The sequence below is a fragment of the Geomonas sp. Red32 genome, from assembly GCF_023652955.1.
Classification (GTDB): domain Bacteria; phylum Desulfobacterota; class Desulfuromonadia; order Geobacterales; family Geobacteraceae; genus Geomonas.
This window is the reverse complement of record NZ_JAKLOY010000006.1, coordinates 114,657-136,121: the sequence shown is the minus strand read 5'-3', so window position 1 is coordinate 136,121 and position 21,465 is coordinate 114,657. Positions and strand designations below refer to the sequence as shown.

The 21,465-nt window shown below is 61.6% G+C and carries 20 protein-coding genes and 1 tRNA gene; 14 read left to right on the top strand and 7 right to left on the bottom strand.

Going from position 1 to position 21,465, the window contains the following annotated elements; genetic code table 11:
* Nucleotides 1–30: 30 nt before the first annotated feature.
* The 4 genes from infC to L4X63_RS16255 form a co-directional block, all read right to left on the bottom strand.
* Entirely contained in the window at nt 31–555 is a 525-nt protein-coding gene (gene infC, locus L4X63_RS16270) for a translation initiation factor IF-3 (RefSeq protein ID WP_250679875.1), read from the bottom strand.
* 11 nt (nt 556–566) lie between these two features.
* Complete coding sequence (gene thrS / locus L4X63_RS16265; protein ID WP_250679700.1) at nt 567–2,477, bottom strand: threonine--tRNA ligase; 1,911 nt, start codon at nt 2,475–2,477, stop codon at nt 567–569.
* Nucleotides 2,478–2,557: 80 nt separating this feature from the next.
* Nucleotides 2,558–2,632: transfer RNA gene (locus L4X63_RS16260), tRNA-Val, on the bottom strand.
* Between the two features lie 102 nt (nt 2,633–2,734).
* Nucleotides 2,735–3,529 (bottom strand): four helix bundle suffix domain-containing protein, encoded by a 795-nt coding sequence (locus L4X63_RS16255; protein ID WP_250679699.1) that lies wholly within the window; start codon nt 3,527–3,529, stop codon nt 2,735–2,737.
* A 184-nt stretch (nt 3,530–3,713) separates the two neighbouring features.
* Between L4X63_RS16255 and L4X63_RS16250 the strand changes: the two genes are divergently transcribed.
* From L4X63_RS16250 to L4X63_RS16240, 3 genes are all read left to right on the top strand, one after another.
* Entirely contained in the window at nt 3,714–4,775 is a 1,062-nt protein-coding gene (locus tag L4X63_RS16250; protein WP_250679698.1) for a threonine aldolase family protein, read from the top strand.
* A 197-nt stretch (nt 4,776–4,972) separates the two neighbouring features.
* Nucleotides 4,973–6,418, top strand: a complete 1,446-nt coding sequence (locus L4X63_RS16245) for a B12-binding domain-containing radical SAM protein (protein ID WP_250679697.1) — start codon at nt 4,973–4,975, stop codon at nt 6,416–6,418.
* A gap of 97 nt (nt 6,419–6,515) precedes the next feature.
* A complete protein-coding gene (locus L4X63_RS16240) occupies nt 6,516–6,923 on the top strand; it encodes a bacteriohemerythrin (protein WP_250679696.1) in 408 nt (135 codons plus the stop codon).
* Between the two features lie 54 nt (nt 6,924–6,977).
* Here L4X63_RS16240 and L4X63_RS16235 read toward each other — a convergent pair whose 3' ends face one another.
* A complete protein-coding gene (locus L4X63_RS16235) occupies nt 6,978–7,931 on the bottom strand; it encodes a hypothetical protein (protein ID WP_250679695.1) in 954 nt (317 codons plus the stop codon).
* A 422-nt stretch (nt 7,932–8,353) separates the two neighbouring features.
* Nucleotides 8,354–8,704, bottom strand: coding sequence for a response regulator (locus L4X63_RS16230; protein ID WP_250679694.1), 351 nt, complete (start codon nt 8,702–8,704; stop codon nt 8,354–8,356).
* 487 nt (nt 8,705–9,191) lie between these two features.
* Between L4X63_RS16230 and L4X63_RS16225 the strand changes: the two genes are divergently transcribed.
* From L4X63_RS16225 to L4X63_RS16185, 9 genes are all read left to right on the top strand, one after another.
* Nucleotides 9,192–9,998 (top strand): SCO family protein, encoded by an 807-nt coding sequence (locus tag L4X63_RS16225; protein WP_250679693.1) that lies wholly within the window; start codon nt 9,192–9,194, stop codon nt 9,996–9,998.
* A 22-nt stretch (nt 9,999–10,020) separates the two neighbouring features.
* A complete protein-coding gene (gene coxB, locus L4X63_RS16220) occupies nt 10,021–10,971 on the top strand; it encodes a cytochrome c oxidase subunit II (RefSeq protein ID WP_250679692.1) in 951 nt (316 codons plus the stop codon).
* A gap of 17 nt (nt 10,972–10,988) precedes the next feature.
* Nucleotides 10,989–12,587 (top strand): cytochrome c oxidase subunit I, encoded by a 1,599-nt coding sequence (ctaD, locus tag L4X63_RS16215; protein WP_250679691.1) that lies wholly within the window; start codon nt 10,989–10,991, stop codon nt 12,585–12,587.
* Nucleotides 12,577–13,158 (top strand): cytochrome c oxidase subunit 3 family protein, encoded by a 582-nt coding sequence (locus tag L4X63_RS16210; RefSeq protein ID WP_250679690.1) that lies wholly within the window; start codon nt 12,577–12,579, stop codon nt 13,156–13,158. The genes ctaD and L4X63_RS16210 overlap by 11 nt, the downstream gene beginning before the upstream one ends.
* 7 nt (nt 13,159–13,165) lie before the next feature.
* The gene (locus tag L4X63_RS16205) at nt 13,166–13,429 is read left to right on the top strand and encodes a cytochrome C oxidase subunit IV family protein (RefSeq protein ID WP_250679689.1); all 264 of its coding nucleotides are present in this window, start codon (nt 13,166–13,168) and stop codon (nt 13,427–13,429) included.
* Between the two features lie 17 nt (nt 13,430–13,446).
* Nucleotides 13,447–13,917 carry a DoxX family protein gene (locus tag L4X63_RS16200; RefSeq protein ID WP_250679688.1) on the top strand — a complete coding sequence of 157 codons (471 nt, stop codon included), beginning with the start codon at nt 13,447–13,449 and terminating at the stop codon, nt 13,915–13,917.
* 74 nt (nt 13,918–13,991) lie between these two features.
* Nucleotides 13,992–14,855 carry a COX15/CtaA family protein gene (locus L4X63_RS16195; RefSeq protein WP_250679687.1) on the top strand — a complete coding sequence of 288 codons (864 nt, stop codon included), beginning with the start codon at nt 13,992–13,994 and terminating at the stop codon, nt 14,853–14,855.
* On the top strand, nt 14,852–15,754 hold the full coding sequence (locus L4X63_RS16190; RefSeq protein WP_250679686.1) for a protoheme IX farnesyltransferase: 903 nt from the start codon (nt 14,852–14,854) through the stop codon (nt 15,752–15,754). Before L4X63_RS16195 ends, L4X63_RS16190 begins: the two co-directional genes overlap by 4 nt.
* 146 nt (nt 15,755–15,900) lie before the next feature.
* On the top strand, nt 15,901–16,131 hold the full coding sequence (locus L4X63_RS16185) for a hypothetical protein (RefSeq protein ID WP_250679685.1): 231 nt from the start codon (nt 15,901–15,903) through the stop codon (nt 16,129–16,131).
* Here L4X63_RS16185 and L4X63_RS16180 read toward each other — a convergent pair.
* Complete coding sequence (locus L4X63_RS16180) at nt 16,094–16,585, bottom strand: pyridoxamine 5'-phosphate oxidase family protein (RefSeq protein ID WP_250679874.1); 492 nt, start codon at nt 16,583–16,585, stop codon at nt 16,094–16,096. The two genes, L4X63_RS16185 and L4X63_RS16180, sit on opposite strands and share 38 nt — an antisense overlap.
* A gap of 236 nt (nt 16,586–16,821) precedes the next feature.
* Between L4X63_RS16180 and L4X63_RS16175 the strand changes: the two genes are divergently transcribed.
* Both L4X63_RS16175 and L4X63_RS16170 read left to right on the top strand, forming a co-directional pair.
* Nucleotides 16,822–20,316: an efflux RND transporter permease subunit gene (locus tag L4X63_RS16175; RefSeq protein ID WP_250679684.1), complete on the top strand. Its 3,495-nt coding sequence runs from the start codon at nt 16,822–16,824 to the stop codon at nt 20,314–20,316.
* Nucleotides 20,300–21,445 (top strand): efflux RND transporter periplasmic adaptor subunit, encoded by a 1,146-nt coding sequence (locus L4X63_RS16170; protein ID WP_250679683.1) that lies wholly within the window; start codon nt 20,300–20,302, stop codon nt 21,443–21,445. Before L4X63_RS16175 ends, L4X63_RS16170 begins: the two co-directional genes overlap by 17 nt.
* The last annotated feature ends 20 nt before the right edge of the window (nt 21,446–21,465 follow it).

Here is a 21,465-nt window from a genome sequence, read left to right as displayed (position 1 = left end):
TGTTTTACTACTCCTTTGGGTGATTTTTCTTTATTTGGTGGCTTTGACTTTGGGGGCAACGATCATGAACATGCTGCGCCCTTCCATCTTCTGCCGGACTTCCACGTTGGCGATATCCGCAAGGTCGGTGGATATCTTCTCGAGGACGGCCATGCCAAGCTCCTGATGGGTGATCTCGCGGCCGCGGAAGACCACGGTGATCTTGGCCTTGTTACCCTCTTCCAGGAAGCGGCGCACGTGCTTGATCTTGAACTCGAGGTCGTGGGTGTCCGTCTTGGGACGGAGCTTCACTTCCTTCAGCTCGACCTGCACCTGCTTCTTGCGAGCCTCCTGCTGCTTCTTGCTCTGCTGATACTTGAACTTGCCGTAATCCATGATACGGCAGACCGGCGGGACGGCGGTCGGCGAAACCTCTACCAGGTCCAACTGCTGACTCTCTGCCAGCGCCAGGGCCTCGCGAAGCGGAAGAATTCCAAGCTGCTCGCTTTCGGCACCAACGACCCTTACTTCTTTGGCCCTGATGGACTGATTGATGTTAACTGTAGGTTTAGCTATGACGCCACCTCCTATCTAAAGGCTTTAACTTCCGATTCGATGAAGGAGACGAACTGCTCAGGAGTCATCCCTTCGAGATTTTTGCCATCGCGGTAACGGGGAGCCAGCAGGCCGCTTTCGACCTCTTTGTCGCCCACCACCAGCATATACGGTACCTTCTGCAGCTGGGCCTCGCGGATCTTGAACCCAAGCTTCTCGTTCCTGAAATCTTTCTGCACCCGAATGCCCGCCGCCCGCAGGGTATCGAAAGCCGCCTGCGCGTACGGAATCTGGTTGTCGGTGACGGTAAGCACGATGGCCTGCACCGGGGAGAGCCAGGTCGGGAAATTCCCAGCGAAATGCTCTATGAGGACGCCGATAAACCGCTCGATGGCGCCGAGAATGACCCTGTGCACCATGACAGGGCGCTTTCTTTCGCCGTCCGCATCGACGTAAGTAAGGTCGAAACGCTCGGGGAGGGTAAAATCGCACTGGATTGTAGCACACTGCCAACGCCTGTCAAGCGCGTCGCGGAGCTTGATGTCGATCTTCGGCCCGTAGAAGGCGCCGTCACCCTCGTTGATCTCGAAGTCGCGGCCGGAGTCTTTGAGGGCGGAGAGGAGAGCGCTGGTGGCCATCTCCCAGGCCTCGTCGGAGCCGATCGACTTCTCCGGACGGGTGGAAAGCTCCATCTCGTAGTCGAAGCCGAAGATCCCCATGACGTCCTTCACGAAGGAGAGGACACCCTTGATCTCCGCATCCAGCTGGTCAGGGGTGCAGAGGATGTGGGCATCGTCCTGGGTGAAGCCGCGGACCCTGAGGAGTCCGTGAAGGACGCCCGCCCGCTCGTGGCGGTGCACCATGCCGAGCTCGAAGAACCTGAGCGGCAGGTCGCGGTAGCTTCTCAGCTGCGACTTGTAGATCATCATGTGGGAGAGGCAGTTCATCGGCTTGACGCCGTACCCCTGCTCGTCCACGGTGGTGAAGTACATGTTCTCGCGGTAGTTCTCGTAGTGGCCGGAACGCTGCCAGAGCTCGGTCTTCAGGATCTGGGGCCCGAGCACGATGTCGTAACCGCGCTTGATGTGCTCTTTGCGCTCGAAGTCTTCGAGGACGGTGCGGAGCATCCCACCTTTCGGGTGCCAGATGACCAGGCCCGCGCCGACTTCGTCCGAGAAGGAGAAGAGGTCGAGCTCGCGGCCGAGCTTACGGTGGTCGCGCTTCTTGGCTTCCTCGATGCGGGCGAGGTAAGCGTCCAGCTCCTTCTTGTCGCCGAAGGCGGTGCCGTAGACGCGCTGCAGCATGGCGCGCTTCTCGTCACCGCGCCAGTAGGCGCCGGCGATGGAGGTGAGCTTGAAGGCCTTGCAGTAGGAAGTGCTCGGAAGATGCGGGCCGCGGCAGAGGTCGGTGAAATCTCCCTGGGTGTAGAGAGAAACCGAATCGGCGCCCAGATCCTCGATGAGCTCGACCTTGTAGTCCTCGCCCATCTTCTTGAAGAGAGCGATGGCGTCGGTGCTGGAAAGCTCCTGGCGCTCGATCTTCAGGTTGGCCTTGGCCAGCTCGCGCATCTTCGCTTCGATCTTCTCCAGGTCTTCCGGAGTGAAGGCGCGGTCGAGGTCGAAGTCGTAGTAGAAACCGGTCTCGATGGCGGGACCGATGGTTACTTTAGCCTGCGGGAAGAGCGCCTTCACGGCCTGGGCCATGAGGTGCGAGGTGGAGTGGCGGATGATCTCCAGCGCCTCCGGGCTCTTCTCGGTGACGATCTCGGCGGTGGCGCCGTTTTTCAGCTTGGCATTCAGGTCGACCAGGTGGCCATCGATCTTGCCGGCGATGGCAGCCTTGGCGAGACCGGTGCCGATGGAGGCGGCCAGGTCGTAGATGCTGGCGCCTTCCTTAAGGATCCTTTCCGAACCATCCGGTAACTTGACGATAATCTCGTTCATCGTGGGCCCCTTTTGCACAAACAGAAAGAGGCATCGAAACCCGATGCCTCTGTCGAACCTCGTAAAAAGGTCTGTTTAATTGGTAGGCGCGGGCGGTTTCGAACCGCCGACCCCTAGCGTGTCGAGCTAGTGCTCTACCCCTGAGCTACGCGCCTGTTTTGTACTGCCGTGGAACTCGAACTTTTTACCAATTCGGGAAAAAGAAGTCAACAGTTTTATTCATTGGAAGTGAATTTTTCTCATTGGAGGAAAAGCGCTCAGTCATGGTCGGACTGGTCGGACGGATTGGGCGGCTCTTTGACGCGGGCGGCGTCGCGATGCTCCACACGGTAATGGTAGAGACGTTCGGTGAAGCCGCCGTTTTCGATGAAGTCTCTTTCCAGGCGCTCGAGCTGGCGGCGGAGGAGATAGCTGGCTTGGTTGGCAAGGCTCAGCAGGAGGTTCGCGCAAAGCGGTGGCGGCGCAGTCCTCAGGGTCGCCAGGGCGGACAGCAGTGCTGGGTCGAGAACCTCGGTGCGGTCACTCTTATCCCAGTCGGAGGCGCCAGACCTGTCCGACCTGTCCGACCTGTCCGACCTGTCCGACCTGTCCGACCTGTCCGACCTGTCCGACCTGTCCGACCTGTCCGACCTGTCCGACCTGTCCGACCTGTCCGACCTGTCCGACCTGTCCGGCTGCGCCGGGTGAGCCCCCTGCCCTGCCAGCTTGGCCCGCAACTCGCGCATCCGCGGCGAGTCCTTGTCCCAGGCCACCATGCCATTTTGCCGCAGGTAGTCCAGGTAGTCGCGGATGAGCTCTTCGAGGCTGGCCCTAGCCACGTTGGTCAGTTTCAGCTCGGTCTTCTTCGAGGTCGCCGAGGCCATGGAGCCTTCAGCAATGTTCTGTACTCCACTTCTTGCCGCCTGCACCATCTGGTCATGGGTCCGGGACCGACGGTCGACGAACCGGTTGCAGAAGATCACCGTCCCATCATAGGCGGCGAGCGCAACCGCGAAACTCCGCAGCTTCCGGTATCCACCGTGAGGAGGTATCAGACCGCCGGACTGGTTCATAAGAGCCCCCTTATGTTTCCAGCAATCATAGCCCGGCACCTCCCCCGCGGCAACCACACCCCTTTCTGCGCGACCGGCCCCAGCCACGGGGGATATCCCGCAATTTACATTGACATCCCCACCCCTTGCTGGGTAAGTTCGACCACATCAAACAGCAGTAACCCCACCAGCAGAAAGGACCGTCATGAGCTCTACCAGCAAAAGCCCCAATACTAAATACAACTTCGCCAGCGATAACTACTCCGGCGTCTGCCCGGAGGCCTGGGCAGCCATGGAGGAGGCCAACCGCGGCTACGCCTGCTCCTACGGGGACGACGCCTGGACCGGCAAGGCCTGCGAATCCATCCGCGACCTCTTCGAGACCGACTGCGAGGTGTTCTTCGTCTTCAACGGCACGGCGGCCAACTCGCTCGCGTTAGCCTCCCTCTGCAAGTCCTACCATTCGATCATCTGCCACGAGATGGCCCACATCGAAACCGACGAGTGCGGCGCTTCCGAATTCTTCTCCAACGGCACCAAGGTCCTCCTGGTCCCGGGCGAAAACGGCAAGGTCGACCTGGACGCCGTGGAGCAGACGGTGCTCAAACGCAGCGACATCCACTACCCGAAGCCGCGCGCGCTCAGCATTACCCAGGCAACGGAGGTCGGCACCCTCTACTCGGTAGCCGAGATGCAGGCGGCCGGCGAGATGGCCCGCAAACACTCCCTCCACCTCCACGTGGACGGTGCCCGCTTCGCCAACGCGGTGGCCGCTCTCGGCGTGGAACCCAAGGAGATCAGCTGGCAGGCCGGGGTGGACGTCCTCACCTTCGGCGGCACCAAGAACGGCTTCGCGGTCGGCGAGGCGGTGGTCTTCTTCAATAAGGAGCTCGCCTTCGAATTCGACTACCGCTGCAAACAGGCCGGCCAGCTCGCCTCCAAGATGCGCTTTCTCACCGCCCCCTGGATCGGCATGCTGGAGAGCGGCGCCTGGCTCAAGAACGCGGCCCAGGCCAACAGCTGCGCCCGCCTTCTGGAAAGCGAGGCCGTCAAAATCCCCGGTGTAAAAATCATGTTCCCCAGCCAGGCCAACTCGGTCTTCCTGGAACTTCCCCCCGCCGCCCTGGAGGGGCTCCGCGCCGCCGGCTGGCACTTCTATACCTTCATCGGTTCCGGCGGGGCCAGGTTCATGTGCTCATGGGAGACCAGGACGGACGACATAGCACTCCTCGTTCAGGATCTCCGCTCGGTAATGAGCCGGCTGTAGCAGGACCCGCCATATCTACCTTCCTTGATTATCTCTAAGAGTCAGGTATAACTTTTCGTCACTGACAGCACCTCCCGGGCTCACCCAGCCGGGAGGTGCTTCTGTGAGATCTCTGCAGACGTTTCACCCATGTAGCGGATCCGGATCACCCATTCCACCGTCAACGTCGGTACTTGCTGCCTTTCGCGAGGTGCCACATGAAGGTCCTTCTCCTCCGCCCGCATCCAGGAAATGACTGCTTCGGACTCGGGCCCTTTTTCAGGGTTGAACCGCTTGGGCTGGAGTACATCGGTGCCGCCCTGCTGGCCGAAGGGCACGAGGTGACCATAGCCGACCTCCGCTTCCGCCCCGGCGCCGCCACCTGGGTCCGCCGTACCCGCCCCCGGCTGATCGCCATCTCCTGCCTCCACGCGCTCGAGTACGACCAGGTCGTGCGGCTCGCCCGCGAGCTCCGGCAGGCGGCACCGGAGGCCTTCATCGTGGTGGGGGGACATGCGGCGGCCGCCTTCCCGGAGCCCCTGGAGGTCCCCGAGATCGATGCCATCTGCCTGGAGGACGGCGAGGAGTTGGTCCCCCTCCTGGCCAGGACGCTGGAGAGGGGCGAGCATCTCCAACGGGTCGGGGGGCTGAGACTGCGCGGCAGGGATGGATGGTTCTTTTCGGAGGCCGGTGGAGAGCGTCCGGAACTGGACAGCGTCCCGCTCCCGGCACGTCACCTGGTGGCCCGTCACCGGAACGGTTACCACTGCCTGCTGTTCAAACCGGTCTGGCTGGTGGAGACCGCCCGCGGCTGCCCGCACCGCTGCTCGTTCTGCTCGGTCTGGCAACTCTATGGCCGAAGCTGCCGCGAGCGGAGCATCGAGGCGGTGGTGGAGGATTTCGCCTCCTCCGGCGACGCCGTCTTCGTAGCGGACGACCTCTTCTGGTATAACGAGGAACGAAGCCTCGCGCTGGCAGAGGCGCTAAAAAGGCGCAGGGTCTTCAAGCGGTGGATCCTGGTGCAGACGAGGACCGACCTCATCTGCAAGAGCGCTTCCCTCATGGAGGCTTGGCGCCCCCTCGCCAAGGACTTCGACATCTTCCTGGGCCTCGAGGGGGCGAGCGACCAGGCGCTCTCCGGGATCACCAAGGATTCCGGCATCGGGGAGAGTATCGAGGCGGTCCGTATCGCCCGCGAACTGCGCTACGGCATCAACGGCAACTTCGTCGTCGGTCACGACTGGAGCGAGGAGAATTTCAGGGAGCTCTGGGAGTTCGTGGAGCGCTACGGGCTGCAGCGGGCCGGATTCACCATCCTCACCCCGCTCCCCGGCACCGAATTCTACCGTCAAAAGGCCCCCATCATCCCGGACCAGCCGTGGGGGAACTTCGACATGCATCATCTGCTCTGGGAGCCGTACCTCGGGGTGGATCGCTTCTTCGAGCTCTACGCGGAAACCTGGCGGCGCTCCATCCTCAACACCTCGGGCGACAAGAGTCTCCTCGAGTGGATCCGCCAGGTGCGTCCCGGGCAGATCCCCTACATCGCCCGGGTGCTCTGGCGCACCCAGCGCATGATGAAACCGCAGGCCTACCTCAAGGAGCACCGGCGCTCCCACCCGGTTCCTTTCGCCACCACCGGCTACCTGGAAGGGGAAACATAAACGATATGGACACCATGACGACTTAATTTGTCCTTTTATCTGGCAAAAAATAGGAGTAGTATCACCGGCATCTTAAAATCAGACAGGAGAAACGTGGATGGACGTGACATGGAGTGACGACCTGGCAACCGGCGTGTATGACATCGATGACCAGCACAAAGAGATTTTCAGGAGGTTCGACCGCCTGTTTGCCGCCTGCGGCCAAGGAAAAGGGAAGGAGGAGGTTCTTCAGCTCCTCATCTTCCTCGAGGATTACGTGAAGGAGCACTTCGCAGCCGAGGAGAAGCTACAGATGCGAAGCGCCTACCCAGACTACACCTCGCACCGTGCCGAGCACACCCGCTTCGTTACCGACGTGGCGAAACTCACCAACGAATTCAAAAGCGAGGGGGTAACCCTTTCGCTGGTGATCATGACCAACAAGACGCTGGCCGCCTGGCTCGTTCAGCACATCAGGAAAACCGACATGGCGTTCGCGTCTTACCTCCGGCAACAAGGGAAATAGCGCCCGCCACCCAGACGCAAAAAGGCCGTCCTCACTGATGGGGACGGCCTTTTTTTATTCTTTCGGTTTGGACTCGCCGGATTCCTGCTTGGCTCCCTCTCCCTTGCCGTGGCGAAACCGCCTCCGGTGCCGGGATCGCCGTCCCCGCTCCTTCTGTCCGGGATTAGCGGCATTGGCCCCGCCGGGAGCCGGCTGCCCGCCTTTTGCCTCCTGCCCTTCCTTCTCGGCGCCACCGCGATTCTGCCCGCCCTTGGGCTGGCCGCCGCCTTGGGGCGCGGCAGGCGTCCCGCCTTTCTGGGGCCCGGGACGCCCCGCCTTCGGGGTGGCAACTTTGGCATTGGAGAACCGGGTATCGACCTTCTGCTCCTTGGGGGCCGCCTCGGGACGGTTGGGGGACTTCAACCGGGCGATCAGGTCCTTGGCCCAGTCGGTATCGCCGTAGCAGCATTCGCTTGCCACGAACTGCAGATCCTCCGGGGTGGTCTTGCTGGACTTGATCTTGACCAGTCGCTCGATGAGCTCCTTGGACCAGAAGTAATCCCGGATGTACTTTTTCCCTTCGATCTCTTCGTACGTGTAATCGCTGCACGGAACCACGCTTTTCAGCCATTCCGGGGAGACCTTGAGCCGGGCCGCGGCGGCGGCGTGGTCGTGATGATCCCCCTCGGGGGCATCGAGCGGTCCGGAGGGGCCTGCGGCAACCGCCCCGCCGGTCTCCTGCCGGTTGAGAAACGAGTCAAGCAGCGAGACGAGGTCGTCCAGTTCGGCGTCAGTCAGCCGGGCGAGGTCGATAGCGAGGTCGCTTGTCTGGTCGTCATGGGCAACTCTGAAGCTCAAAGTCGCCTCCCCCTCCTTCTCGGGTTTGCCGATGCTCGCCTCGATAACGAGCTCGCCGGCGGAAGGGGCCTCCTCCAGGGTCCTGAGCGCTTCTTCGGTCAGGCGGGCCTTCAACGCGCCGCTCGGCTTGAAGTAGGCGAAACCGAACAAACGGTCCAGGCAAAGGTTCACATTTTGAAGTTTGGTAGCTGTGGTCATCGTCCCTATCCGAAGTCTTCTCTGGTACTACCGTTCTGCCGCCGGCGGCGTGAAGCCGGGTCCGCCGGGGGCGCACGGTCTGATACCCTACCACAGCAAGCAGCGTAAGACCACCAATTTTAGGAACCGTCGTTCCTCCCGCCGGGCGATTGCGGTCGAGGGAAAGCCGGGCGTTGGGAATAAAAAAGGGGAGCCTAAGGCTCCCCCTGATACTGCGGCAATAAAATTAAATTAAATGTTCATCCAAGTTCCGCAGATCAATAAAATCGGGTCTTGCATCATAACAACATCGAAAATCCATTACAGAACATCACAGCATTACAAAAAGTTACATCAGTGCAGTTACAGGACCCATTACATAAACAGATTACATGACACCGCATCAAAAGAATTCATCACATCGCCATTGCCTGATAAAGCTGCGCAGGCATAAAAGGTTTCTTGATTATCGTCTTGGCGGGGATCCCGCGGAGGATCTCCTCGTACTTGGAATTCCCGGCGCTGCAGAAGATGATCCTGGCATCGCTCGCCATCTCACGGATCTCCTGGGCAGCTTCGACACCGGTCATGTACGGCATGTCTATATCCATAATGGTGATGTCGGGAAGGTGCTCGCGGTATTTCTCGACTGCTTCGACACCGTTGGCGGCCTCCGCCACTATGGTATAGTCCTCCTTCTCCAGTATGTAGCGGAGCATCACCCTGATGTCGGCCACGTCGTCAACGATCATAACTTTGCGCTTCATCAAGGCCCCTCATTGCATGACAACGACACATCTCAAACAGGATAAGACGAGGAGGCTAACTCGCTACATGTCTCTTTACACTGCCTAAATCGTGCCCAAACCCTCCCCACCGGCAACTTTCGCCTCGCGCCCCTAGCAATGGCAGCCGAGCGCTTTACTAAACATCGCTAATCATTACTGTTTACGGAACGGGGCTATTTCTCCCCTCCCCGCTCCCCCCTCGCCGTGGCCCGCCACCTCGCCGCCCCACCGGCCTAACTACGTGTTTTGCAGCAGTGAAATCACCGGACCTCCGTTATATAGCCAAGGCGGCCACGGCAACCGCGGCCATCACCTCCTTGCTTTTATCGTGCCTCGAATTAGAATGTTTTAAGTTTTCTCGTTTCCCCTTCCGCACCATTACCGCGGGGGCGAAATCATCAAACGGAGCCCGGAGAACAGCCCCCCAAATCCCATGCGACTATTATCTGTTAGTGCCATAGCGACCTTGGTCACGGCCCTGGCCGTGCTCGTCCCGCTCGCCTCCAGGCCGGTTCCGGCACTGGCCCACGACCCGGCGGACCTGGTGCTGGCCCAAGTGGGGGTCGACGAAAAACTCGGGGCACGGCTTCCGCTCGACTCCCCCCTCTTCGACCAGCGGGGGCGCCGGGTCACCCTGGGTAGCTATTTCACCGGACAGCCGGTGATCGTCAGCCTGAACTACTTCTCGTGCCCTACCCTCTGCCCCGTTCTCATCAGGAACCTCGCCAGCGCCATCAGCAAGGCGGGGAACCTGGCGGTGGGGAAGGACTTCAAGGTGGTGACGGTCAGCCTGGACCCGGAGGAGACGGTGGCGCGGGCAGCCGGCAAGGCGCAGGAGGCCTACGGAATCATCGGGAAGGTGGCGGGCCTCGATACCGCCTGGCCCTTTCTCTTCGGCAGCAAGGAGACCATCGGGCACCTGGCCTCCAGCATGGGAGTCCGGTACACGAAGCTTCCCGGCGGGGAGATCGCCCATCCCAACGTCATCGTCATCGTCACCGCCGACGGGATCGTTTCCCGCTACCTCTACGGAATCGAGCCGTCGCCCCAGGACCTGAGGCTCGGCCTGGTGGAGGCATCGAAGGGGAAGATCGGGGGAAGCCCCCTCATCAACCAGGCCCTTCTCTACTGCTTCCACTACGACCCGGTGGGCAAACGGTACGTGCTGATCGCTTCCCGGGTGATGACGGCGGCCATGACGCTGGTATTTATACTGACCGTAACGGTGCTGGGGCTTCTCTGGAAGAGAGAGGCGCGGAAGAGGGTAACGTGAAACTGCCACTAAGAGGTACATCATGCCGGACCTAACCGCCCTGCAAGGAACGGAGGCCTCGCTGGCAAGCCACGATGTGGATGCCGTTTTCATCTTCATCCTGGTCATCGCCGCGTTCTTCTTCGTGCTGACCCAGGGGCTCCTCATCTATTTCGCCGTCCGCTACCGGAGAAAGAAAGGGGAACCGCCTGCCAAGACGCCGTACATCACCGGCAAGCAGTGGCTGGAAGTGGTGTGGATCGTCCTCCCTTCCCTCCTGCTGGTGGGTATCTTCGCTTACGGCGTCATCATCTTCGTCAAGATGCGGACGCCAATCCCGGGAGCCACCGACGTCCAGGTGACCGCCTCCCAGTTCCAGTGGAGCTTCAAGTACCCCGACGGCCGCACCTACTCAAACGAGCTCCACCTGGCGGTGGGCAAGCCGGTCAAACTCATCATGACCTCGCGCGACGTGATCCATGGCCTCTTCATCCCCGACTACCGCCAAAAGCAGGACGTCCTCCCCGGGCGCTACACCTACCTGTGGCTCCTCCCCAAAAGAATCGGGACCTTCGACATCTACTGCTCCCAGTACTGCGGCACCGGCCACTCTCTCATGCGGGCCACCCTCACCGTCATGGGGCAAAACGATTACCTCGCCTGGGAACAGAGCGAAAAGCAGAAGCAGCAGTCGGCCGGGGCCTCGCCGAAGGCCAAAGGGAAGGCGCTCTTCGACAGCAGCGGCTGCGGCGGCTGCCACAGCATCGACGGGAGCGCCAAGGTCGGCCCAACGCTCAAAGGGGTCTTCGGCAGTACCGTCACCCTCGCCGATGGTAAGCAGGTGAAGGCCGACGAGGAGTACCTGCGGGAGTCGATCACCGAACCGAACGAGCAGGTGGTCAAGGGGTTCCAGCCGATCATGCCGACCTTCAAGAGCACCTTGAAGGACGACGACATCGCCGCGATCATCGCCTATATCAAGACGCTTAAGTGATTCCGACGAGGTAACTCATGAGCCAAACCGAAAGCTACCTTGCCCATAAAGGCTTTAAGTCCTGGGCGCTGACCATGGACCACAAGAGGATCGGGGTCATGTACCTCGTCACCACCCACCTTTTCTTCCTGATCGGCGGCTTCCTCGCCCTGCTGCTGCGGCTGAAGCTCCTCTCCCCCGGCCCCGCCCTTTTCAGCGCCCATACCTATGACGTCCTCTTCACCATGCACGGGGCGATGATGATCTTCCTCTTTATCATCCCGGCCATCCCGTCCTCGCTCGGGAACTTCTTCATCCCGCTCCTGATCGGCGCCCGGGACGTCGCCTTCCCCAAGCTGAACCTCTTCAGCTACTACCTCTTCGTCTCCGGGATCCTGGTCATCCTCATCTCGCTCGTGCAGCCGATCGACACCGGCTGGACCTTCTACACCCCCTTCTCGGCAGAGAACAGCGCCGCGGTAACCACCGTCTCCTTCGGGCTCTTCCTGGTGGGGATGTCGTCGATCCTCACCGGCCTCAACTTCATCGTCACCATCCACACCCTGCGCGCCCCGGGAATGACCTGGTACCGCCTGCCGCTTTTCATCTGGGGGATGTACGGCACGAGCGTCATCCAGGTCCTTTCCACCCCGGTGATCGGGATCACCTTCTTGCTGCTGGTGGCCGAACGGCTTTTCGGCGTCGGCTTCTTCGACCCGGCCAAGGGGGGCGATCCGCTGCTGTTCCAGCATTTCTTCTGGTTCTACTCGCACCCGGTGGTCTACGTGATGATCCTCCCCGCCATGGGGATCATCTCCGAGGTCATCCCCTGCTTCGCCAGGAAACCGATCTTCGGCTACAAGGCAATCGCCTACTCGGCACTGGCCATCGCCTTCATCAGCTTCCTGGTCTGGGGGCACCACATGTTCGTAAGCGGCATGTCCACCACCGCCGGGGTGATCTTCTCCTTTTTGACCTTCTTCGTGGCGGTCCCCACCGGGATGAAGATCTTCAACTGGATCGCCACCCTCTACAAGGGTTCCATCTCGCTCGACTCCCCCATGCTCTGGGCGCTCACCTTCATCTTCCTCTTCATCATCGGCGGGCTCACCGGCCTTTTCCTCGGCTCGCTCGCCACCGACGTCCACGTCCACGACACCTACTTCCTGGTGGCCCATTTCCACTACACGATGATGGGGGGGACCGTGATGGGGCTCTTCTCTGGGCTTCACTACTGGTACCCGAAGATCACCGGGAGGATGCTCGACGAGCGGTGGGCCAAGCACGCCTGGTGGATGATCGTGGTGGGGTTCAACGTCACCTTCTTCCCGATGTTCATCCTCGGGATGCAGGGAATGCCCAGGCGCTACGCCGAGTACCCCGCCAAATACCACTCCCTCAACGTGCTGGCGACCGTCGGCTCCTGGCTCCTCGCGGTGGGGATCGTCATCATGTTCGCCAACTTCATCCGGTCGCTCAACCGCGGGGCGATCGCTCCGGCCAATCCGTGGGAGGCTCTGACCCTGGAGTGGCAGGTCCCCTCCCCTCCTCCCGAGGAGAATTTCGAGGTGATCCCGACGGTGACCGACTGGCCCTACAGCTACGGAAAAGAAACGGGGGATACTCGTGGCAAGTAAGGAAAAGGCGGGCAAAGGCGCGCCGGTAGCGGCACGGCTGGGGATCTGGACCTTCCTGGCGACCGAACTCCTCCTGTTCGGCGGCCTCTTCACGGCCTACACGGTGTTCAGGATCACCTATCCGGACCTCTTTCACCAGGAGCACCTGAAGCTTAACCGGCTCCTGGGAGCGCTCAACACGGTGGTCCTCTTGACGAGCTCGCTCAGCATGGCGGTGGCCATCGCAGCCATCAGGCAGGGGAAGAAGCGGCTTATGCAGGCGGGGATCGTCCTCACCCTGGTGCTGGCGGCCGCCTTTCTCGCGATCAAATACATGGAGTGGACCGAGGACTTCGCCCGCGGCCTCTATCCGGGCAGCAACCTCTTTTTCGGCCTCTACTTCGTCATGACCGGCCTCCATGGCCTCCATGTCATTTTCGGGATGTGCGTGATGCTGTATCTGGTGGTGCAGGGGCAGCGCAACCGCTTTTCCGCCGACTATCATACTCCGGTCGAGATAACCGGGCTGTACTGGCACTTCGTCGACCTGGTCTGGATCTACCTGTTCCCGCTGCTCTATCTGATCGGGTGAGGTGACTATGGCTTACTACAAAAGTTACGTGATGGTCTGGATAGCGCTCATCGTGCTGACCGGAGCCACCGTTGGCGTCTCCTTCCTGAACCTCGGTCTCTGGAATGCGGCCGTTGCGCTCGTCATAGCCTCCACCAAGGCAACCCTGGTGGGGCTTTACTTCATGCATCTTCGCCACGAGATCAAGCTGGTGATCGGTTTCGCGCTGTTTCCCCTGCTGTTCCTGGCGCTAATCATCATCGGCACCTTGAGCGACACCATGACCCGTTAACTGCTAAGGGGAACGCCATGAACCGGATCTTTGCAACGGACGACTGCCTGGCAAAGTTCATCGTGCGGATCGGCCTCGGGCTGGTCTTCTTTCCCCACGGAGCCCAGAAGGTTCTCGGGTGGTTTGGGGGGCCTGGCTTCTCCAAAGCGCTCGCCATGTTCACGACCCAGATGCACATCCCGGCCGCCCTGGCGGTGCTGGTGATACTGGCCGAATCGCTGGGGGCCATCGGGCTCATCGTGGGCTTTTTGAGCAGGATCGCCGCCTTCGGGATCCTCTGCGACATGGTAGGCGCGATCATCCTCGTCCACTGGCCCAACGGCTTTTTCATGAACTGGGGCGGCAAGCAGGCCGGCGAAGGGTTCGAGTACCACCTGCTGGTCATCGCCATGAGTCTCGCCATCCTGATCGGTGGCGCGGGCAAATGGTCGATCGACCGGATCATCGACTGCCGGATCGAAAGAAACGAGTTAAGGGCCAGGCTCTAGAATGTCACCCGGGCCCTCTCCCCCCTGATGGGGCGAGGGAGAAACCATCTTAAAGCCACCGACGGAGGTGCCACATGCTTGGTAGAGTGACGGCCGGACTTTTCTTCCTTCTGCTCATCTGGGGAAACCTGGTGGCCGGGATGCAGGCGGGATTGGCGTGCCCGGACTGGCCGCTTTGCCAAGGGAAGTTCCTCCCTCCCCTGCGGGTGGACGTATGGATGGAGTTTCTGCACCGCGTGATCGCCGCACTGGCTACCGTCACGCTGGTGATCCTGGCCCGCCAGCGCATGTCGAGTTACCACGGGTTCACCAAGGCGATACCGATCACCGCGGTGGGGCTCATCGCGCTGGAGATCCTCTTGGGCGCCCTGGTGGTCGGCCTGGGGCTTCCCGTCCAGGTGACTACCGTCCACTTCATGATCGGGCTGGCCATCTTCATGCTGGTCCTCTTCATGGCCATCTGTGACGGCGATGGGGCTCCCGTCGAGATGTCATTGAGCGGCTACGCTGGGGCTCTCTTCTCCTTGCTGATTCTCGTCTACGCCCAGGCGTCATTGGGCGCCTACCTCAGGCACTCCGCTTCGGGGCTCGCCTGCCCCGACTTCCCCACCTGCCAGGGGACCTTGATTCCGGTCGTCTGGGACCGGCCGGTCGCGACCCACTTCACCCACCGCGTGGTCGCAGCCGCCACCTTCCTGACCGTCTTTACCCTCTACCTCTACTCCTTGAAGGAACGGGCGCTGAAAGCAAGACGCGGCACCCTCCTCACGCTGACCATCCTGGTGGCCATCCAGATCGGCCTGGGTGCTGCCACCGTCCTCTCCGGCCTCAGCTACCCGGTAACAGCCCTCCATCTCGCCATGACCATGACGATCATCGGCCTGGGACTGCGGGCCTGGCTCCTCCAGATCCGGGACCAGGTCGAGCCCCTTCCGTGATAAAGGCGGCGGAGCATAACGGCATCCCCGTAAAGGAGGCCGCGCCCGCCGCCTTGTTGCTCGCCCTGCTGCGGGTGGGGAAGCCCGCGATTGCGGCGGCGCTGACCCTCGCCGGATTCACCGGCATGGTGACCGCTGCCCACGGGCCGCCGCAGGGGGAGATTGCCGTATCCTGCCTGACGAGCCTGTTCCTCATGTCCACCGCCGCTGCCGTCGTCAACAATGTCCTCGATCGCGCTATGGACGAAGAGATGGAGCGGGTCTCCAAAAGGAGCGAGGCGCTCAGGTGCGTAGGTAGCGGCAGAGCGCTCTCCTGGGCCTTCGCCCTGGCCCTGACAGCGATAGCCATCTCCGCCGCCACCCTGAATCCTCTCACCACGCTACTCCTCGTCGCAGCCTCGGCCGGTTACGCCTTTCATTACACGGTGTTTCTGAAGCGGAGAACCCCGTGGGGAGCCCTTTTTGGTATCGTTCCCGGGGCGCTGCCGGTCCTCATCGGCCAGAGCGCGGTTTCGCCTGCCATCAATTCCGCCGCCTTGGCACTCTTCCTGGTTATGGTGGTCTGGCAACCTCCGCATTTCTGGCTTCTTTCCCTCGCGCACCTCGACCAGTACCGCACCGCCCGCATTCCCGTCCTCCCTGTTGCAAAAGGGATCCCCTTTACCGCAGGCTGTATCTATCTCGGAGTTGCCGCACTCTTCCCCGCCCTTTTCATCCTTTACAAAAGCGGCGCTTTCAGTCTCTCCTTCCTGACCGCTTCCTTCGCAGTCACCCTCTTCTACTACCTCGTTTGCTACCGCGTCCTCTCAGTTGGCCCTGTTTCGCCCGCCCCTTTCAGGATGTCCATCGCTTACCTGCTACTTATCTTCCTCCTGGTGATTGCCGGCCACTGCCTCTGACCAGCATCCGTACCCTCTCATTGGTGAAAATACCATGGAACGGAGCGGGCATTTTTTGGCAAACTTATAGGGTAGAGGTTGTTGTTCAACACCCTGAAAGGAAGCATCCAGTCATGAGGGAATATACGAAGCAGGGAGGAAAAATCATGTCACGGTTCTACGATCCGAAGGATGAACGGGATCTTGCCCGCGTTGAGGAGATATTGAGAAAGGGAGGTATCGAATTTTTCGTCACCGCCGCCAAGTCAGGCTCCGGTTTCGCCGGCGAGATAGAGGTGGCCGAGGAGGACATCCCCAAGGCCCATGAATTGATCGGCAAACCGGACACGACCTTCCGGGCTACCCAAGTGGCCGGTCGGAGTGCCCCTCAGCGGTAAAGGAAAGCACGCTCTCCACCCAGATTTCGAGCCTCCACTGCACCTGGGGCAGCCCCGGAGGCTCGGTCCCGGGGAGAAACCCATCCAGCACGGCGGTCTCCTCGGTCTTCTCCACCCGCCCCACGAATTGGAACCCGTTGCCGGTCGCCGGGTCGACGATCGCCACCGCGATCTTCGGGTTCTCCTGGAGATTCTGCATGGTCATCGGGCAGAACCAATCCTCGAAAACCAGCCGGTTGGGTGCCGGAACCGTGACGTCCCGGCCGGCCGCGAGGTGGGGATTGCCGCGGGCGTCGGAAGTGGCGACAAAGGCATGACCGGCCGACTCGGCGAACTGTTTGATCTCCTGGGTTATCATGTTGACGTATCTCCTTTTCCCCGCCCGCACCATCCTCCGGTGCCAGCGGAACCTGATCGGCCACCGCCGGGACGGCTGCCTGGTCCTGGTGCCCATCCAAGGCAAGACTCTATCCTGCCGGGGTGTGCCGGTATTCCTTCTACCCCTGTGGAACGCTGACCGGATCGCTCTCGCCCGCATCCAGCATTTCCCCTTTCTTTTCGCCGGATTGCCAATTTAAAACCTTTTAACACTCCAGCCGCCGTAGTCAAGAATGGGGCAACGCGCCGGCACCGGTATGGTAAGCTTTTTTCGTGCCCTGATTGAACTTACCTTATCTGGAGAGTCCTGGGATGTGGATAGTGCGCCTGGCGCTTCGGCGCCCGTACACCGTTGCCGTGATGGCACTGTTGATCCTGGTTCTGGGCGCGCTTTCCGCCAGCCGTATGATCATCGACATCTTTCCGGTGATCGATATCCCGGTGGTTGCCGTCGCCTGGAACTATCCCGGGCTTTCCCCGGAAGACATGGAACGGCGGGTGGTGCTCATCAGCGAGCGCGCCTATTCCACCACGGTCAACGGCATCTCGCGCATCGAGTCCGAATCGATCCCCGGCATCGGGATGCTGAAGATCTACTTCCAGCCGGGAACCGAAATCGGGGCCGCCATCTCCCAGATCGCCTCAGTATCCAACACCCTTCTACGCATCGCCCCGCCCGGAATGCAGCCGCCGGTCATCGTCCAGTACAACGCCTCCAACGTCCCGGTGGCCCAGCTCACCGCCTACAGCAAGACACTTCCGGAAGAGAAGATATTCGACTACGGGCTCAACTTCATCAGGGTACGGCTCTTCACCATCCCGGGACTGTCGACGCCGGCCCCGTTCGGGGGGAAAAGCCGCCAGATCATGATCGACGTCAACCCCGCCGCGCTCTCTGCCCGGGGGCTCTCACCCGCCGACGTGGTCAGCGCGCTCCAGTCCTCCAACGTCATCATCCCGGCCGGCACCGCCCGCATGGGTGGGCTCGAATACAACGTCACCCTCAACTCCAGCCCGAGACTGGTGGAACAGTTCGCCTCGATACCGATCAAGGTCGTCGGCAACGCACCGGTGTACATCGGGGACGTGGCCAAGGTCTCCGACAGTTTCGCCGAGCAGATCAACGTGGTGCGGGGCAACGGCCGGCGCGCGACCTACCTGGCCATCCTGAAGCACGCCGACGCCTCGACGCTTGCCGTGGTCGACGCCACCCGCGCAGCTCTCCCTTCCATCCGGCAGGCCGCCCCGCAAGGGTTGGAACTGAAGCTCGACTTCGACCAGTCGGTATTCGTGCGGGGGGCGGTGACCAACGTCATCAGGGAAGCCCTCCTCGCCTCCATACTGGTTTCGCTGATGATCCTCTTCTTCCTGGGGAGCTGGCGGTCGATGATCGTAGTCGCGAGCTCGATCCCGCTGGCCATATTCTTCGCGGTGATCGCGCTGAACCTGGCGGGGCAGTCCATCAACATCATGACGCTCGGGGGGCTCGCGCTCGCCATCGGGATGCTGGTGGATGACGCCACGGTCGAGGTGGAAAACATCCACCGGAACTTCGCGATGAACAAGCCGACCACGCTGGCGGTGATGGATTCCGCCCAGCAGATTGCCGTCCCGGCTATCGTCGCCACCCTTTCCATCTGCATCGTCTTCTTTCCGGTGGTCCTTCTCTACGGGCCGTCGCGCTATCTCTTCACCCCGCTCGCCTTCGCCGTGGTAGCCGCCATGCTCGCCTCCTACCTCCTCTCCCGCACCCTGGTCCCCGTGCTCGCGCGCATGCTGCTGGCCGGCGAGCACGAGAAAGGGCGCAACGGGGCGCCGGAGCCTGGCCATCGTGAAGAGCCGGACCATACCCCGAGCGAGCAGGTTCACGCCCTCGACGACGACACTCACACGCCAGAGGAGATGACGCACCCCGAACCCGCTTCCTCTCAACATGAGCCCGTTCCCTCTCGAATCGAGCCGACGCCGTCTCGAGTAGGGTCCCCTCCCCTTCAAGGGGAGGGACAGGGTGAGGATGGGGGTAGACGCTGGTCCCGCACCAAGTCAAAGGCCGCCCGTTTCATCCGCCGAGCCAACGAGAAACGCGAACGCGGCTTCGACCGCTTCCGTGACGGCTATGCCGCCCTGCTGGCCGCCGTCCTGCATCATCGATGCTTCACCATCCTCATCGCCCTCCTGATCGGCCTCATCAGCTCCGGCCTTCTCTTCGTGGTCGGCACCGACTTCTTCCCCGATGTCGACGCGGGCATCATGAAACTCCACCTGCGCGCCCCCTCGGGGACCAGGATTGAGGAAACCGAGGTGCTGGTCGAGCAGGTCGAGCAACGGATCCGCCAGCTGATACCGGCCGACGAGATCGACACCATCAACGACATGATCGGGGTCCCGACCTTCTACAACCTCGTCTTCGTGCAGACGGAAAACATCGGCGGGATGGACGCGGAAATCCTCATCTCCCTCAAGAAGGGCCACGCCCCAACCTCCGAGTATCGCAACAAAATCAGGCGCACCCTTCCCGGCGAATTCCCCGGCTCCCGTTTCTATTTCCAGAGTGCCGACATCGTGACCCAGGTGCTCAACTTCGGCCTCGCCGCCCCCATCGACGTGCAGATCGAAGGGGCCGATCTTTCCCGCTCGTATCCGTACGCGGTGAAGCTGCGCGACGCCATGAAGAGCATCGCCGGGATGGCCGACGTTCATATCAACCAGGTCCTCGACTACCCGACCCTCCAGGTGAATGTCGACCGCGCCCGGGCCGCCCAACTCGGCATGAGCGAGCGGGACGTGGCTACCAGCGCCCTCGTCTCCCTCTCCACCAGCGTCCTCTTCGCCCCCTCCTTCTTCCTCAACCCCGCCAACAACGTCAACTACACGGTGGCGGTCCAGGTTCCCCGCCAATACCTGAACAGCATGGAGTCGCTGCTCGGAATGCCGGTGACCCCGTCCCAAACCGCAGTCCTGCAGCCGCTTCCCACGCCGGATCTCTCGGCCCCGCCGCAGGCCCCGGCCCAGCCGCTCGGAAACCTCGCCGAGGTAACCCACCGGGTCAGTGCCGAAAACATCACCCACTACACGGTGCAACGCGTGCTGGATGTGGAAGGGAGCGTGGAGGGGCGGGACCTCGGATCGGTGGCCAAGGAGATAAGGAAGGCGATAACGAAGCTGGGGCGGCTCCCGGCCGGGATGAAGATAACCCTGCGGGGGCAGAATGAGGTGATGACCGAATCGTTCAAAAGCCTCGCCCTCGGCCTGATGCTCGCCATCCTCCTGGATTACTTCCTCATGGTGGTCCTCTTCCAGTCCTGGCTCGATCCCTTCATCATCATGATGGCGGTGCCGGGGGCCCTGCTCGGGATCCTCTGGATGCTGGCCCTCACCGGCACGACTATCAACGTGGAATCCTTGATGGGCTCGATCATGGCAGTCGGCATTGCCACCTCCAACTCCATCCTGATGGTGAGTTTCGCCAACGACCTGCGGGTAGAAAAGAACGTCTCACCGGCGGAGGCGGCACTGGAGGCCGGTAAAACCAGGCTGAGACCGGTCTTGATGACGGCGCTGGCGATGATAATCGGGATGCTCCCGATGGCGCTGGCTCTTGGTGAGGCCGGTGAGCAGAATGCCCCCTTAGGCAGAGCGGTAATCGGCGGCCTCCTGGTGGCCACCGTAGTGACGCTTTTCGTGGTGCCGGTGATCTATTCGCTGGTACGGACCAAGCTTCCGGTGAAACACACGCTGGACGAGAGATTGGAAAAGGAGCTGCAGGCGGGGCACGCTGGCGGAGGTGATCATGGCGGAAAAGAATAATGAAGAATCCAAGGTCAGGCTGATCCACATCCTCGGCGTATCGGCGGTGGTGGTCTGCCTGGTGACCGTCGTGATCCTTCTGCTGGTCAGGCGGCACGATGTGAATAAAGAGGAAAAAGCGAGGGCGGCCGGGATCTCGTCGGGCGCCCGGGTGCAGGTTGCACTGGCCAACAAGGGACCTTCCCAGCGTACCCTCACCTTTACCGGCGAAGCACGCCCCTATGCAACGGCAACCATGTATGCCAAGGTAAGCGGCTACCTGAAAGAAATCCCGGTGGACAAAGGTGACAAGGTCGTTAAAGGGGACCTCCTCGCCAAGCTGGAATCGCCGGAGCTGGTTAGCCAGTACCGGTCGGTGCTGGCCGACGCGGTCAACAAGAGGAACTTCGCCAAAAGGGAGCTTTCCCTGTTGAGAGATGGCATCATCTCCCAGCAGGAAGCCGACGACGCCGTCACCGCGGCCAAGACCGCCGAGGCGAACGCGGCCACTCTCCGTGACCAGATGCGCTACCTGGTGATCCAGGCTCCCTTTGACGGCATAGTCACCGCCCGCTTCGCCGATCCCGGGGCGCTGGTGCAGACGGCGAGCGCCGGGCAGACCGCCGCCCTGCCGCTGGTAACGCTTTCCAAGACCGACCGGCTGCGGGTCTTCATCTACCTGGACCAGAAAAGTGCTGGGATGGTGAAGGTGGGGGACCAGGCGACGGTTTCCGAGCCGGCCCGGCCGGAACGGAAGCTGCCCGCGCAGGTGGCGAGGATCAGCGGGGAGCTCGATCCCAAGACGAGGACCATGCTCTGCGAAGTCGACATGGACAATGGCGAACAGTCGTTGTTGGCGGGTGGATTTGTGGATGTGAAGCTGACGGTGGCCGCGCCACCGTACGTGCAGGTGCCCGCGACCGCGGTGTACACGCAGGAAGAAAAAACGATGGTGGCCGTCATTGGACCGGATAACCGCGTCCGCTATCGCCCGGTCACCGTGGCCGACAGCAACGGGAAGCAGCTGAGACTAAGCGAAGGAGTCCAGGAGGGTGACCGCGTTGCCCTCAACCCCGGTACCGGCCTGACCGAAGGCGAGCTCGTGCAACCGGTCCTGGCAAACCAGCCCGCAGGCAGTACCCAGCAATAATCCCGCGCCCGCCCCCCGTT